We start from the raw sequence: 14,700 nt of genomic DNA, 5'->3' as shown, positions 1-14,700 counted from the left end.
GGTTTGGTCCGTTGTTTTGAACCAATGGCGATGACCACCACACTTGAGGCCGGTCGGCCACCGCAGCAGCTGCGTGACGACCTCTGGTTGTTTCCGCCCAACCGCGACAGCCAGGGCGGCAGTTCCTGGTGGCTGGATCTGGACCCCGAGCCCGTGTTGGTGGACTGTCCGCCGTTGACGGAGGCCAGCCTCACGGCCCTGCGTCAGCTGGCGGGAACCCGCAGCCCAAGGATCCTGATCACCAGCCGTGAAGGCCATGGGCGCCTGCGTCGGGTGCAGGAGCGCCTGGGCTGGCCCGTGCTGGTGCAGGAGCAGGAGGCCTATCTCCTGCCCAATGTGGAGCCGTTGCAGACTTTCTCTGAAGACCACACCACCGCCGGTGGTTTGCGGCTGTTGTGGACGCCGGGTCCGACGCCGGGAAGCTGTGTGGTGTTCGCTCCGCCACCAAAAGACCTGTTGTTCTGCGGGCGTTTGCTGACGCCATGGGCACCCGGTCAGCTCGCACCGATGCGCCATGCCCGCACCTTTCACTGGCCCAGGCAGCTGAACAGTCTGGCCAAACTCAGGGCTTGGATTCCCCCAGATGCCAGTCCTCAACTGCTATCTGGGGCGGCGCTTGGTGCTTTGCGTGGTGAACGTCTCGTGCCCTTCAGTGGTTGGAGTGATGTTGCGGAGAACTGCTAAAGCGTTGCGGCACAGCACGTTTCGCTTGCAGCAACCGGTTGCTCTCCATACGATTGGGCCGCTTGGGGAAGGCAGCGGCGAGCCCACGACGCCGTATCTGAGCCGTCTCCCGCCCCCCCGACTCTCTCGAACCAATGAACAAAGCTGATCTGGTGAATCTGGTGGCTGCTCGCACCGAGCTCACCAAGACCGACGTTTCCATGGTCGTCGACGCCGCCATCGACACGATCATTGACTCCGTGGTGGAAGGCAAGAAAGTGTCCATCCTGGGTTTCGGCTCCTTTGAGCCCCGTGAGCGCTCCGCCCGTCAGGGTCTGAACCCCAAGACCGGCGAGAAGATCGCGATTCCCGCCAAGCGTGTTCCCGCCTTCACCGCTGGCAAGATGTTCAAGGATCGCGTTCAGGGCTGATCGACGTCTCAACCTTGTTGTCCAGGCGGCCCATTGGGGTCGCCTTTTTTGATGGCTGTTTTTGGTGATGGCTCTGCCGGAGCATCTGCAGCAGCAGCTTGAGGCGGGTCGCGCCCTGGCTGCCAGCGGTGGTTACCGCGGCCGTTTTGCTCCGTCGCCGACGGGGCTGCTCCATCTGGGCAACCTGCAGACGGCCCTGCTCTCGTGGCTGGCAGCGCGTCAGGCCGGTGGTGATTGGTTGCTGCGCATCGATGACCTCGACACACCGCGCAACCGCGCCGGTGCGATCGAGGCGATCCAAAGCGATCTGCGCTGGTTGGGCCTGGAGTGGGATGGTCCGGTGTTGCTGCAAAGCGAGCGGTGTGGCCTCTACCACTCCTGGTTGTCGTGGTTGCGCCGATCCGGACGTTTGTTTGCCTGTCGCTGCTCACGCCGGGAGCTTGCCGATCAGCCGATCTATCCCGGCTTCTGCCGGCAGGCCGCTCACAATTGGGGCTGGCAGCGGCAGCGGCTCCCGAGTTGGCGACTTCGGGTTGCCGACGACGATCCCCACGGCAGTGGCGATGTGGTGCTGCGGCGAGCCGATGGCTTCATCGCCTATCAGCTCGCCACCGTGATCGACGAACTCAGTTTCGGCATCAACGAAGTGGTGCGTGGTGCGGATCTGCGCGAGGCCCTGCCGGCCCAGCGCAGCATCTTTGCGGCCCTGGGTGAAGCTCCGCCCCGCTTCCGCCATGGGCCGCTGCTCTGTGATGCCAGCGGCCAGAAACTCTCCAAGCGTGAGGCCAGTGCAGGCTTGAAACCCTTGCGTGAGGAGGGGCTGGATGCGGCTGCGGTGATTGGTCGTTTGGCCTCAGGCCTTCAGCTGGTGGCCCCTAAGGCACGTCTCAGTGCAACAGAGTTGCTCGAGCACTTGACGCAGCAAGAGATCAATGCAGTGATTTCTTAAGGAACACTTCGGGATCAGCGGCGGGTTTTCCACCCACACTGAATCCATCGTCTGATCCTTGGGATCATGTGCACGTGCACCGTCTGTGGAGGCAGTGGGATGCAGCGGGTGTCGGGGGACCGCTTCCGCACCTGCATCGTCTGTCTGGGGACCGGTCAGATCAGTTCAGCGGTGCAGTCGGCACCGTTGAACCACCAGCCCATCAACACCCCAGGTCTGGCCAAACTCAGCTGTCCGACCCGGCCCCTGGCTTGATCCTCAGCCCAGGGGAGTCTTCTGATCGTTCTGGATCACGAAGTAGGCGGCCGTCGCCACAACGATCAACAGCGGCACCGCGGTGAACAGCAGCAGGGCAATGGCGGTCCAGTCGGTGTACACGGCGGGGCGATGGGTCGAAGTTGAGGCATCATCTCAGCAAATCGCCCCCCTGAGCCCTGCTCGCGCGCTCCGTCACAGTCCTGCTGCTCCTCGCCATGGCGGCCCCTGTGGTGCGTGCCTCGCCCTTGGCAGCCTTTCAGGCCCGAGCCAGGCGCTGCTTTGAGGCCGGTCAGCCTCAGCTCTGTGAACAAGCCTTGATTGAGGCGGAGGCCCTGCAGCGACAGGCGTCAGCCCGCAGTGACTATCCATGCCAGACCCTGCTGTTGGGGGTACAGGCGGATCTGGTGATGCAGCAGCTGCAGGCGGGCCGCGGCGCCGATGCCATGGCCGACCTGCAGGCCGCAACCCGCGGCTGCGCTGGACCCTGATGCAGTCAGTTGCATCCCGTTATTGGCCAACGATCACCGGCGGCGTGCTGCCCCCACGAATGGGCGGAACCACTTTTGTTTTTCCGTCCCACTTGTCGAGGAACAGCTTGTAGAGAACGCTGTCATTGAGCGAGCGGGTCAAGGTCTGAAACTTCAGGGCCTCCTGCTCGGCGATCTGAACTTCTGTTTTGGCACGCAGAAGTTGCTGTTGTGCGATCTGCTTCTGCTCGATGGCAGCTCGGTATTCCTCAGCAATCTTGAGGCCCGTGATGTCCAGGCCTTTGACGGCCACATAGTCGAATTTGCTCAGCTCATTGGAGACGCTTTCCTGCACAAGGGTGGAAATGTTGTTCCAGTCGGTGGCGATGGTGTCGAGTTCATATTTTGAGAACACCGATTTCAGTGATTTCAGCAGTGATGGCTGAATGACCCTGGCGTAAATCGCAGAGTCATCAGTGGCAATCGTGCTGTAGATCCTGGGGGCTTCTCCGGGCTTCACCGCATATTTCACCGTTGCAGTGGCTTCGATCACCTGCAGGTCTTTGGTGAGTGTTGAAAATTTTTCGGGGATGACCTGCGTTCTGACGCTAAAATTATGGGTCGACTGAATGAACGGAAGTTTGAGGTTCAATCCTGGCTCTCTTGGGGTGTTGGAGACTTTGCCAAGGGTGGTGACCACACCAACTTCACCGGCGGGAACAACAAACACACTGGAGAGCAGAGCAATGCCGCCAATGAAAACCGTGGTCACGCCCACCACGGTTTTGGTGATCTGCTCCGGCTGGGGGTTGGCTTGCATGCTGCTGGCTTGAGTCGATCCTTAAAACGGTAGTGATTTGTTGTTGGTTATTGGCAAAAAGTTTCTGATGATCTCTGGGCTGGTGCAGCAGCGATTGTGGTGTTTTGGCGCAGTCAGATTCTGCGTTCCCGGTGCATCCAGCTGATCCAGTCTGCGGAAATCTCCTGAGGACAGACCGCCTCGCATTCGAGGTTGCTGCTGCAGCTGCCGAAGCCCTCGGCCTCCATCTGGCGTTGCATGGCGTCGGCGCGGCTGGCCCGTTCCGGTTGCCCCTGCGGCAGTTGCCCCAGGTGCGCCAGCTTGGCGGCCACGAAAAGGCTTGCCGAGGCATTGCGGCAACTGGCGACGCAGGCGCCACAACCGATGCAAGTTGCCGTGCTGAAGGCGCTGGTGGCCTGCTCCCGGCCCACGGGCAGGGCGTTGCCATCGGGGGCCTGGCCGGTGCCCGTTGAGCAGTAGCCGCCGGCGGCGATCAGCCGGTCAAAGGCGGAGCGGTCCACCATCAGATCCTGGATCGGAGGAAAGGCCTTGGCGCGCCAGGGCTCCAGGGTCAGCACCGCACCATCGTTGAACTCCCGCAGGTAGAGCTGACACACGGAGGTGGCGGCCCGCGGTCCATGGGCCTGGCCGTTCACCAGGAAGCCGCAGCTGCCGCAGATGCCTTCGCGGCAGTCGTGCTCGAAGCTCACCGGCCGTTCCCCGGCGCTGATCAGTTGTTCGTTGAGCTGATCGAGGGCCTCCAGCAGGGAGAGGTTGGGGGAGACGTTCTCCAGCTGATGGCTCTGGTAACCACCGGGTTGATCGGCGCTGCTCTGGCGCCAGATGCGCAGGGTGAGTTTCATTTGTAGCTCCGGGTGCTGGGTTGCAGCGCGGTGAACTGCAGCGGTTCGCTGTGGCGGATCGGCTCACCGTTGGTGTTGTACTCCCAAGCGGCGATGTGGGCGAAGTTCACGTCGTCCCGTCGGGCTTCGCCCTCGTCAGTTTGGTATTCCTCGCGGAAGTGGGCCCCGCACGACTCCTCCCGGGCCAGGGCATCCCGCAACATCAACTGGGCCAGCCCGAAGAAGTCTTTAACCCGCAGGGCTTTCTCCAGCTCGGCATTGGGACCGCTGGCTTCGCCGGGCACCCGTACTTCGGCCTCGAACCGTTCTTCCAGTGCCTTCACCTGCTGCAGCCCCTCCCGCAGACCATCGGCATGGCGGCTGATGCCGCAGCGGTCGATCATCACGCTGCCCAGCTCGCGATAGAAGCTGTCCACAGGGGTGTTGCCTTCGCTGTTGATCAATTGGCTGATGCGGCGCTGGGTGCTTTCCAAGGCCTCGCGGCAGGCCGGGTGATCGGTGGCTACATCCTGCGCCGGGTTGTCCGCCAGCCAGGCCGTGACCGTGGACGGCGCAATGAAGTAGCCATCGGCGAGCCCTTGCATCAGGGCGCTGGCGCCCAGGCGGTTGGCGCCATGTTCGGAGTAGTTCGCTTCCCCCAGAACAAACAGGCCGGGGATGGAACTCATCAGGTGGTAGTCCACCCAGAGGCCGCCCATTGTGTAGTGCGGCGCGGGATAAATCCGCATCGGCTTCTTGTAGGGGTTATCGCCGCTGATGCGCTCGTACATCGTCATCAAGTTGCCGTAGCGGGCGGCAATGGCGTCTTTGCCTTCGGCTCTGATGGCATCGGTGAGGTCGAGGTAAACCGAGCGTCCCCCTGGGCCGACGCCCCGCCCCGCGTTGCAGAGTTCTCTGGCCCGCCTGGAGGCGACGTCCCGCGGCGTCATGTTGCCGTAGGTGGGATAAAGCCTCTCGAGGAAGTAGTCGCGTTCCTCTTCCGGTATCGCATCGGGTTGGCGTGTTTCGTCTGGGTTTTTGGGCAGCCAGACCCGCCCGTCGTTGCGCAGGCTTTCGCTCATCAGCGTCAGCTTGCTCTGGAAGACATCGCCACTGGGAATGCAGGTGGGATGGATCTGGGTGAAGCAGGGATTGGCGAACAGCGCCCCTTTGCGGTGGGCCCTCCAGATCGCACTGGTGTTCGACTTCAGTGCGTTGGTGGAGAGGAAGTAGACGTTGCTGTAACCGCCGGTGCAGAGCAGAACGGTGCGGGCGGTGTGCACCTCCAGCTCACCGCTCAGCAGATGGCGCGCCACCACACCACGGGCCACCCCATCCACGGTGATCAGCTCGAGCACGTCCCGGCGGGTGAGCAGTTGAACGCGGCCCAACTCAACCTGGCGCATCAAGGCCTGGTAGGCGCCATAAAGCAATTGCTGACCGGTCTGCCCCCGGGCATAGAAGGTGCGGCTCACCAGGGCCCCGCCAAAACTGCGGGTGGCCAGGCTGCCGCCGTATTCGCGCGCGAAGGGCACCCCCTGGGCCACGCATTGGTCGATGATGCCGCTGCTGATTTCCGCCAGCCGCTGGCAGCCCGCTTCCCGCGCGCGGAAGTCGCCGCCTTTGAGGGTGTCTGCGAACAGGCGGCTGACGCTGTCGCCATCCACCGCCACAGAACGTGCGGCATTGATGCCCCCCTGGGCCGCCACCGAATGGGCACGCCGGGGGCTGTCGTGAAAGCTGAGCACCGTGACCCGGTAGCCCTGTTGGGCCAGAGTCGCTGCTGCGGAAGCGCCCGCAAGGCCGGTGCCCACCACGAGCACATCCATCTGCCCTTTGCGCAGAGGGCTGATTAGCGGCAGTCCTTCGCGGGTCCGTCGCCAGGCATCGGCGAGCGGCCCGGCGGGAATCCTGGGATCAGGCAGGCCCTTTGTCATGCCAACCCTCCGAGGGCCAGTCCCAGGCTGATCAGCAGGAAGCCTCCTCCGATTCCCGCCGCCAAGAGTCGACCTCCCCAGCGGATGCTGAGGCCGTTGGCCGGGTTAAGCAGACCCAGGTTGCGGTGGGCTGCTTCCGCGCCGTGGAGCAGATGCAGGCCAATGCCCAGGCTGCCGGCGGCATAAACCACAAGGCTGATCGGCTGCTGCAGCACCTGCTGCAGCAGCTCACGCTCCAGCCCATCGCTCGGGCGTGGCCAGCGCAGTTGTTGCAGATGCAGGGCCAGAAATCCAAGGGTGATCACACCGGCCGCCATCTTGCTGCGGCTGGCCAGAGCGTCCAGGGGACGACCGCGACGGCTACGCAGCGCCGCTGTGTTTCCAGCACCTCGATTACGCAGCATTTTGGCGATGGTGCAGCTCAGATGCACGGCTGCGCTGGCGGCCAGGCCGACCTCCAACACCGGCAGCCATGGCTGGTGATGCAGGGCCGTGGCGTAGTGCTCGAACTGCACCGGTGCGATCAGCGCGGGCAACAAACCGGCCAGATGAACCACCAGAAACAGCACCAGCAGCAACCCGCTGATGGCCGAGCCAATGCGCATCAAGGTTGGATCCTGCATGAACCCCAGGCCACAGGATTTCGGCTGGGACGATACCTGCGATCGACGCGTTGTTTCGACATCAGGGTCGTCATTGATTCCCAACCCAATCGTATTCAGATCGTGGAAAAGGCTGGTTCCGTGCTGGTCCCCGTCGTTCAACCTTGTCATCGTGGGGAGGTTGTGAACGCTGGCTGGCGTGAGGCTGAGGTCCCGTCGATGGACATGGCGGCTTGTCTGGGTTGCTTTGGCCTGCGCGCTCAGCCTGTCGATGGCGCAGTTGGGATGGAGCGCCAAGGCCGATGTCGACCCGAGGCCCACTCCGATCGACTGGGGGTCGTCTCCGGTGGAGCGGGTGGAACCAGCAGGGCCGCCGCTTCGGATCGGCGCCTACGTCACCAACATCAGCGATATCGATCTTCTGCAGGACCAGTTCTCTGTGGAAATGTTGCTCTGGACCACCTGGGCTGGTGATCCGCAGGCCGATCCCAGTGATCAGCTGATGATCCTCAACGGGATCTACGACGGCGACATTCAGCGGTTTGAGCGGGTGAGCCACGAGCAAACCGCGGCCGGCGCATGGAACCTCTACCGGGTGCGTTCGGCCGTGGTCAAACGTTGGCGGCTGCAGCGCTATCCCTTTGACGACCAGATGCTGCATGTCCAGATCGGCCTGGCGGATCCACTGGCTGCAGTGAATCTGGATGTTGCCGATCCCGATCCATTTGCCGTGTCTCCCGATCTGGTGCTCCCGGGCTGGACGCTCGAGCAGCCCGGTGCCTATGCCTCGAGCGTCAGCTTGATGAGTGAGCTTGGGCGCCCCCTCGTTGATGGAGAGGTGATTCGTCGTCAACCGGCCGTGTCGCTGGATCTGCTGATCCGGCGCCGCAGCCTCCTCTACGTGGCGCCGGATTTTCTCGGCTACATGCTCGCCATCGGATTGTGCTGCATGAGTTTGCTGATTACCCACAGCCGGGATGATCTGATCCTGGCGGCTGTGGTGTCAGCGGGGGGCAATTTTGTCTACATCGCTGGGAAGCTGCCGGTCACCGCCATGGCGGGCTTCATCGGCAATCTGCAGCTGATTATTTTCCTGGGGATTTTATATGTGGTGGCGGCTGATGAGTTGATTGACAGCCATCTGATTGTTCTCAACGAGCGCGTTTCCCAGGTGATGCGCGTGCTGCTGTTGCCCAGCTATGTGGGCATCACGCTGCTCGCCATATTCATGATCATTCCGTGACTGAACCATCCCGCACCGAGATGACGGAGTCGCAGACCAAGGGGCTGGGGGCTCTGGTGACGTCGTTCTTGACGCTGGTCCTCCTGGCTCTGGGAGCCCTGTTGATTCAGCCCCGCTTGACGGAACGCCGCCAGCTGTTGCCCGATCGCTATGTCCTGACGGCGGATGAAGTTGCAGCACTGCCGCAAGGCACGCTTCCCGTGGTGTTGGATCGACGCCTCGGTCAGGATCAGAACGACTTTCGCTTTCGCTTGCTGAAGCTGGTGCTGGAGCGCAGCGGCACACCATTTGCCCTGGGTTTCAGCGCTGCCGTTCAGCCGCAGGATGAGGCGATTGCAGCGCTCGCGGAAGGGCAGAAGGCGGGTCGGCGGAACCCTCTGCGGCTCTCGGTTGGTGTTTACGGTGCCGGCCCTGAGTTGAACCGTCGTCTGCGGGCGGTGCCCATTCCGGTGACGGGTGGAATCCTCGGGCTGCGGGCAGGATGGACCAATCAGGCATCCCTGGCCGAACTGCAAACGATCCGCAGCCTTCAGGACCTCCAAGGCATCGTTTTGGTGCAAGGACTGGGCTGGAGTGATGTTGAAATTTTCGATCGTTCTGGGTTGCGCACCTACACCGCCCGGTCGGAAAAATTGCTGCGCCTGGTGAATGACAACCGGGTGCAGTTGTTCCCCCGCGGTCTGGCGGAACTTGAAGCAGAGAATTCGGTTGTGAGGTCGTTGTACCCGCAGATGCTGCTGGATCCCCATCTGTTGATTGTTTATCCCTTTGCGGGTTTCTTCTATGTGGCTCCAGAGAACACGGAGCTGGCAGCCGCGATTCAGACCGGTTTTGAACGGGTGATCGCCGATGGCTCGTACCAGCGTCTTGTTGAAGAAGCGATCATGACGCCCTGGTTAAGGCGCCAGCTCAAACTGCGGTCGCGAAGGATCCTGGTGCTTCAGAATCCTGAGGCGGCTGACGTGTTGGCTGATGTGAATCCAGATCACTGGATTATTCCCTGGAATGATCTTCTCAGTGGAAGGATCACCAGCGGGAATGATCTCTGCTCGTCTTCGGGATTGAAGCGGCTATGTGTTAATTAGATGCGCATTGAATCTGGCTGATTCAATGCACCACTGCTTAAAAAGCCGATGACCTGACTTGAACAGGCGACCCACGCTTTACGAACAGGTTTTAGGTAGTAGTTGCTGAAAGGGCTAAAAGGCAAAATCCAGTTTTTGCAAGGGTTTTGGCGAACGCTGGCTAATGCTGTCTGGACCCTGTAAGCTGTTTTTGTCCACTTTTTGTCCACCTGCATGGCTTGGGAGGCACTGGCTCGGGGCCAGGTAAAGTCGCTTGGAGGCAAACTTCAGAAGACGTATCTAACAATTAATCCCAATAAAGGGCGCGTTCAGGTCAAGCGCCGTGTCCCTGATTGCCCGCAGGAAAGTGTCATGCTTTCGTATCGCTGGCATGAAGATGACTGGGGCGATGCTTACACCAGAATTCGCAACATCTTTTCGTACATACAGCAGGGGCATAATTTAAAAAAGGCGGCAGAATTAGCCGAAGGTAAATCACCTGTTGCACGGATTAATTGGGAAGCTGCTGTTGATAAATTCCACGAATATAAGACTTGTTCAGATAACGCCATCAAGGAAATTACATGGCGCGAAAATTATGCAGGTTTTCTTGGGATGGCAATTGATCTCTTAAATGATAAATCTAAGGTAGTTACGATTAACGACATTTTTCGTCAAGTTCTTGGTAAGTGGGAATCTGGCAGCGGTCAGCGAAAAGAAGCATCAGGATATATGGCAGCATTCTTTAGGTTTTGTGTCGAGGAATTGCGTTTTGATGAAAAATGGCTGCCGCCTGATAATTTGAAAAAATATATTGGCAGAAAGCCGATTGAGAGTGTTGGTAAGACTCAAAAGGGCGACGCTTTAACTGACAAACAAATACTTGATCTGATTGATTCGCTCCCAATTGATGAAGCCGGCTTGCGATGGAGCAATGCTATTAAATTAATGTCGGTTTATGGAGTGCGTCCTGTTGAGTGCAATCACATTATCGTAAAATATGACGAAACTTGTGGCGAACCCTACTTATTTTGCACTTATATCAAAAGAACTGGTAAAGGTGAGACGTTTGCTGGAGAAGTGCAACCTTTGCCGCTGCGTGATACTAAAGGTAGGGAAATTCATTGGAATATTGTTGAGCAAATTTCAAGCGGTAATTTTGTTCTGCCTGTTATGAATCGTGGCGCTGCAAATACTTATCTTGGCCGACAGCGTGGCTGGAGAAAATTGCGTGAACAGATGCAGGCCGAAGGTAAAAATGCCGTTCCGTATTCCTTCCGGCACTCGTACTCTCTGCGAGCGCATCAGCTCGGCATCATTCCCGAAAATGTCGCTTTGAGTATGCGACACAGCGTGCAGGTGCATTTTTCAAGTTATCCCTATACGAATCGGCGCAGCATGCGGGCTGACTTTGCAAGAGCGCGTCAGGACAACAGGATGGCAAACACCGCCTGAAAGAGTACACGGTCGTGAATAAGCGTCGTCACACCGTCAAAAACCAGTGATACCAATGTTTTTGAAGCTTGATCTAGTCAATCACTAGGAACTAATGGCAGCCGTTGTGTTGACACTGACTACAGATCGCCATACCGTTAAAGCACTTCAGTTTCGTACTGTCGCACAATTATGTGCGGTGGATTGATGAGAGAAGCCCAAAGGTGTTACCACCGTTGCTTCTTTTGTTATGACTAAAAAACCAAACAAGTTTTCGGAGATCAGTCCGGACATCAAAATTAATGGCAAGTTCATCACTTCTAATCGTGGTGATGTGGTGCGCGACTTTCTGGTGCTGGCTGACAGGCGGTGGTACCAGTATTTAGAAGAATTGGTTAGTCGTCCTGATGCACCAAACCCGTTCAAGCAAATTGTTGAACCTGATTTACTTTCCGCAGTTCAAGCTCGCGGATACCTTGCCGACAAGGAAACTATTTTGAAGTGTGCTGAAGAGTATCAGCGGCACTTAGAAAATGGTGGCGAGATTTTTGGTAATCATCGATTCGTCAATGGTGTTGGTGATACCAGCCGCAAAATTGAAAAGATCCGCGCTGGTGAGCATGGATTTCAAGGATCATTTTCCGTTAGCTAACGCTTAGCCATGCAACACAATCTATCTCCTCGTTATGTCTCTAAACGGGACATTGCAGAGCATTTTGGTGTCTCTGAACGCACAATTGACCGTTACAGGAAATTTGGCATCTTTCGTTCTGGAATCCACTATGTTCGTAAATTCCCAAACAGCAATAACAGTCCGCTGTTGTTCTTGGTTGACCAGTGCGACGAGGCTTATCGCCAAGAGTTTATTGTCAAAAATTTAGAGCTTGCAAAATGACAACACAAAATAATCCTTACTGGACGGCGCAAAAAATTGAAGAATCTGCCAAAGCTTTGTGCGATGACCTGCTGGTCGATTTAAACGATCACGGCAATCAGGCCACTGCCATGTTGGTATCAACTTTAATCGTGCAGCATCAACAATTAGTTGAAGCGTTGCGTATTAATGCAGAACGGTGGCAGAAAACACATGATTTAGTGCTGGAGTCTTTGGCATCGCAACGTGTCAGTAATGCTGCAACATCTAAACGGTTGGAAGCATTAGAAACCAAGAGAAATAAATGAAAAAACCCGTGCGCCAACACGGGTCAAGTGAATCTGAACTTAAGGCCAGAATAGCGCAGGCACTTGCTAAACAAAAAGCAGACCGGCTTAGGCGTGAAGCTTTAGACATCGATCTTGACCCGACAACACCAGTACCTGATCCAAAGGTAATTTTTGAAATCGAAAAAGAAATGTGGCGTGAGCTTGCAATTCTCCGTGCATTGCAACTGCTTGGTGAGGATGAGAATAGATGGAATTACGGATTAACAAGTAGGGAACAACTAATGATTTGGCAGCCATGGACCGTCAAATAGATGGCGAAGCAGAATTTCAAATTCTTCAGCAACGTCAGGTTCTTAGTTTCAACGAAACATACGATCCAGCTAAGGCTGAGCTATATCTCGCCAAACGTAAGGCTGATGACAACAAAAATAGACTTGAAGCACAAGCTACCGAGAGCCGGTCTATATCAAAAGCGTCTAAATCAGTCAGTCACGAGAGCCGGTCTATACCCAAAGTGTCTAGACCTATCGAAGCCGCAGAGCCTAGATCCGCTGCTAAGTCGCTAAAACTCCGCAAACCCACGGTTTGGATTGTTTCTGAATTTGGTGCTGCTGGTGCTTTAGTAATTCTTGCCGCTGAAAAAGGCACTGGTAAATCATCGCTTTGCTATGCAATGGCGGCTGCGATTAGTGACGGTTCAAAGTTTTTGAACCAATGCGAGACAGTAGAAAGCAAGGTGCTTATTTGGCAGGCCGACGAAAGCGAAGGCGATATGTTTAATAAGCTCGCCATCATGGACCTACAAGCATCTTTTGATTTTGTCACCAATGCAGATATCGGCTGGCACAGATTTGATTTGGATTTACTGAGAAACAAGATTAGAAAGCACTGCTATTCAGTGGTGTTTATTGACAGTATTACAACGATATTTTCGCAGGAAGGCACGAGGGTTAATGATACCGAGTACGCATATCAAATTTATGATCTTCGCCAGCTTGCAGACGAAGAAAATTGTCTAATCGTTTGTACGGATCACCTGCGCAAGCCTGAAACACAGCGGCAGCAGGTTGATATGAATGACATTATTGGTGCCGGTCAAAAGACTGCTGCTGTCTCTGATGTCTGGGCTTTATGGAAACCAAAAGAACCACAGTTTGACGAACACTTTGTACTTAAATGCCTTGGAAAGCGAAATTGCAAGCAGGGTACTGTCTGGAATTTGCAAGGTAACGAAGAAGACTATTCATGGGCGTTGCATAGCGTTGGTGATGAAAGTCTTTTGCCAACTATTCGCATTGACTACAAGCAACAGATCCTGAAATTAATCTACGAAAGTAAAGAGTGGTTTACTGGTAAGGATCTTGCTGATGTGCTGGGTTGCAATGAGCGCCATGCACGCAATTTGGCAAAAGAACTTTTTATCGAGACAGAAATAGATCGCAAGCGGTTGCCGTCTGGTGGTGGTCGTTGTCGGTATGTCTATGGGCCAAATCAATTAAACACGCAGGAGCAATCGTCATGAGACGCACTAAATCACAAATTGACGACATCAAAACAGCAATCTACTTGCTATGTGAACAATACCAACCCATGACAGTGCGCCAGCTATTTTATGCGCTGACTGTTAAGGGTGTTATTGAAAAAACAGAATCTGAATATAAAAATGTAGTTTGTCGACTTACGAAGGAAATGCGTTTGGCTGGTGAATTGCCTTGGGATTGGTTGGCAGACCATACACGCTGGCAACATAAGCCACGTACTTATGGTGGAATTTCTGATTGCCTTGAAGAGTCACAAGCAGCATATAGACGTGCATTATGGGATCCTAAGACAAATTCTAACTACGTTGAAATATGGCTTGAGAAAGATGCGTTGACTGGTGTTTTTTATGACGTTACTAGTGAATATGACGTGCCATTGATGCCATGTCGTGGATACCCATCTTTGTCATTCTTGCGTAGTGCTGCCGCCACTATCTCTTGGAGGCAGAAAATTTTGACAGACAAATGGATAGAAGAAAAGGATGAAGATCTTGTAAGGACTATGCCTAGGCTTACTATTTACTACTTTGGTGATTTTGACCCTACTGGTGTTGATATTAGTAGAAATATTGAAGATCGTATTCGCTCGTTTTTGATTGAAATGGATAGCGAATATAGTCGTGATTTTCATTTTAATTTTAAGCGGGTTGCGATCAATGAGAATCAAATAAAAGATATGAATTTATCTACTCGGCCAACTAAGCAAAGCGATACACGCGCTAAGAAGTTTGGTCATAACGTATCCGTTGAGCTTGATGCTGTTGAGCCAAATAAGCTAAGGCAAATGATTCGTTCTTGCATATTGGAAAATATTGATGAAAGTGAGCTTCAACGTATAAGGCAAACAGAAGTGGCTGAGCGTAAGCTATTGGATCAAGTGTTGAATTTCGCTGAGAGTATTGAGGTGAAGTGACAAATTCAAATCATGTACTGGCACCGTTGCCGATTTCCGCCATGTTGCCACCGGTAATGTTGCCACCGCCTATTCGCCACACCGTGAGGGGTTTGGTTTTGTGGGTCTAGTCTTACAAGTGGCAATCTCGAGCGCATCGACACTTCTGGTAAGTACCGGCTCTCGGCACTGACTGCTTTAGACACTTGTGGTTAGTCGCCGGTCTCGGGTGTTTTTGCTGGTAACACCAATTCCTTGCTGACTCGTTTCAAGCTTCCGTCGATATACGCTTCCCATTGCTCGCCAAGGTCAGCAACAAGCAAGATCGGTACCAGGCGGCCACGGTGTTGATATTGAGCACAAATCGGGTCGAGCATTGTTTAAGTATTTGTGCGGTTTGTAGGTTCTTCCTGT

The 14,700-nt window shown here is 55.6% G+C and carries 17 protein-coding genes; 13 read left to right on the top strand and 4 right to left on the bottom strand.

Annotation, left to right across the window (positions count from 1 at the left end; translation table 11 throughout):
- Positions 1 to 24: 24 nt before the first annotated feature.
- The 5 genes from SynRS9907_RS10715 (at position 25) to SynRS9907_RS10695 (ending at position 2,789) form a co-directional block, all read left to right on the top strand.
- Positions 25 to 684, top strand: coding sequence for an MBL fold metallo-hydrolase (locus SynRS9907_RS10715; protein ID WP_188020990.1), 660 nt, complete (start codon positions 25 to 27; stop codon positions 682 to 684).
- 134 nt (positions 685 to 818) lie between these two features.
- Entirely contained in the window at positions 819 to 1,094 is a 276-nt protein-coding gene (locus SynRS9907_RS10710; RefSeq protein WP_006850925.1) for an HU family DNA-binding protein, read from the top strand.
- A 67-nt stretch (positions 1,095 to 1,161) separates the two neighbouring features.
- Positions 1,162 to 2,043, top strand: coding sequence for a tRNA glutamyl-Q(34) synthetase GluQRS (gluQRS, locus tag SynRS9907_RS10705; RefSeq protein ID WP_188020989.1), 882 nt, complete (start codon positions 1,162 to 1,164; stop codon positions 2,041 to 2,043).
- Positions 2,044 to 2,109: 66 nt separating this feature from the next.
- Entirely contained in the window at positions 2,110 to 2,298 is a 189-nt protein-coding gene (locus SynRS9907_RS10700) for a hypothetical protein (RefSeq protein WP_115080922.1), read from the top strand.
- A 218-nt stretch (positions 2,299 to 2,516) separates the two neighbouring features.
- Positions 2,517 to 2,789, top strand: a complete 273-nt coding sequence (locus tag SynRS9907_RS10695) for a hypothetical protein (protein ID WP_255445891.1) — start codon at positions 2,517 to 2,519, stop codon at positions 2,787 to 2,789.
- A gap of 19 nt (positions 2,790 to 2,808) precedes the next feature.
- Here the strand turns inward: SynRS9907_RS10695 and SynRS9907_RS10690 are convergent, their stop codons facing one another.
- The 4 genes from SynRS9907_RS10690 to SynRS9907_RS10675 form a co-directional block, all read right to left on the bottom strand.
- Complete coding sequence (locus SynRS9907_RS10690) at positions 2,809 to 3,588, bottom strand: prohibitin family protein (protein WP_115080921.1); 780 nt, start codon at positions 3,586 to 3,588, stop codon at positions 2,809 to 2,811.
- Positions 3,589 to 3,701: 113 nt separating this feature from the next.
- Entirely contained in the window at positions 3,702 to 4,430 is a 729-nt protein-coding gene (locus SynRS9907_RS10685; RefSeq protein WP_188020988.1) for a succinate dehydrogenase/fumarate reductase iron-sulfur subunit, read from the bottom strand.
- Entirely contained in the window at positions 4,427 to 6,346 is a 1,920-nt protein-coding gene (locus SynRS9907_RS10680) for a fumarate reductase/succinate dehydrogenase flavoprotein subunit (protein ID WP_188020987.1), read from the bottom strand. Before SynRS9907_RS10680 ends, SynRS9907_RS10685 begins: the two co-directional genes overlap by 4 nt.
- Positions 6,343 to 6,969: a succinate dehydrogenase cytochrome b subunit gene (locus SynRS9907_RS10675; protein ID WP_188020986.1), complete on the bottom strand. Its 627-nt coding sequence runs from the start codon at positions 6,967 to 6,969 to the stop codon at positions 6,343 to 6,345. The genes SynRS9907_RS10680 and SynRS9907_RS10675 overlap by 4 nt, the downstream gene beginning before the upstream one ends.
- A 226-nt stretch (positions 6,970 to 7,195) precedes the next feature.
- Here SynRS9907_RS10675 and SynRS9907_RS10670 point away from each other — a divergent pair, with 226 nt between their 5' ends.
- The 8 genes from SynRS9907_RS10670 (at position 7,196) to SynRS9907_RS10635 (ending at position 14,307) form a co-directional block, all read left to right on the top strand.
- Positions 7,196 to 8,191: a hypothetical protein gene (locus SynRS9907_RS10670; protein ID WP_255445890.1), complete on the top strand. Its 996-nt coding sequence runs from the start codon at positions 7,196 to 7,198 to the stop codon at positions 8,189 to 8,191.
- Entirely contained in the window at positions 8,188 to 9,276 is a 1,089-nt protein-coding gene (locus SynRS9907_RS10665; RefSeq protein WP_255445889.1) for a hypothetical protein, read from the top strand. The genes SynRS9907_RS10670 and SynRS9907_RS10665 overlap by 4 nt, the downstream gene beginning before the upstream one ends.
- A gap of 213 nt (positions 9,277 to 9,489) precedes the next feature.
- The gene (locus SynRS9907_RS10660; protein WP_188020985.1) at positions 9,490 to 10,710 is read left to right on the top strand and encodes a site-specific integrase; all 1,221 of its coding nucleotides are present in this window, start codon (positions 9,490 to 9,492) and stop codon (positions 10,708 to 10,710) included.
- Positions 10,711 to 10,939: 229 nt separating this feature from the next.
- Positions 10,940 to 11,341 carry a hypothetical protein gene (locus SynRS9907_RS10655; protein ID WP_188020984.1) on the top strand — a complete coding sequence of 134 codons (402 nt, stop codon included), beginning with the start codon at positions 10,940 to 10,942 and terminating at the stop codon, positions 11,339 to 11,341.
- Between the two features lie 239 nt (positions 11,342 to 11,580).
- On the top strand, positions 11,581 to 11,871 hold the full coding sequence (locus SynRS9907_RS10650) for a hypothetical protein (protein WP_188020983.1): 291 nt from the start codon (positions 11,581 to 11,583) through the stop codon (positions 11,869 to 11,871).
- Positions 11,868 to 12,164 (top strand): hypothetical protein, encoded by a 297-nt coding sequence (locus tag SynRS9907_RS10645; protein WP_188020982.1) that lies wholly within the window; start codon positions 11,868 to 11,870, stop codon positions 12,162 to 12,164. The genes SynRS9907_RS10650 and SynRS9907_RS10645 overlap by 4 nt, the downstream gene beginning before the upstream one ends.
- On the top strand, positions 12,149 to 13,375 hold the full coding sequence (locus SynRS9907_RS10640) for an AAA family ATPase (RefSeq protein ID WP_188020981.1): 1,227 nt from the start codon (positions 12,149 to 12,151) through the stop codon (positions 13,373 to 13,375). Before SynRS9907_RS10645 ends, SynRS9907_RS10640 begins: the two co-directional genes overlap by 16 nt.
- Complete coding sequence (locus SynRS9907_RS10635; RefSeq protein ID WP_188020980.1) at positions 13,372 to 14,307, top strand: hypothetical protein; 936 nt, start codon at positions 13,372 to 13,374, stop codon at positions 14,305 to 14,307. The genes SynRS9907_RS10640 and SynRS9907_RS10635 overlap by 4 nt, the downstream gene beginning before the upstream one ends.
- The last annotated feature ends 393 nt before the right edge of the window (positions 14,308 to 14,700 follow it).

Source organism: Synechococcus sp. RS9907 (genome assembly GCF_014279615.1).
GTDB lineage: Bacteria > Cyanobacteriota > Cyanobacteriia > PCC-6307 > Cyanobiaceae > Parasynechococcus.
Note: the sequence above shows the minus strand (reverse complement) of the source record. Positions and strands in the feature narration are given on the sequence as shown.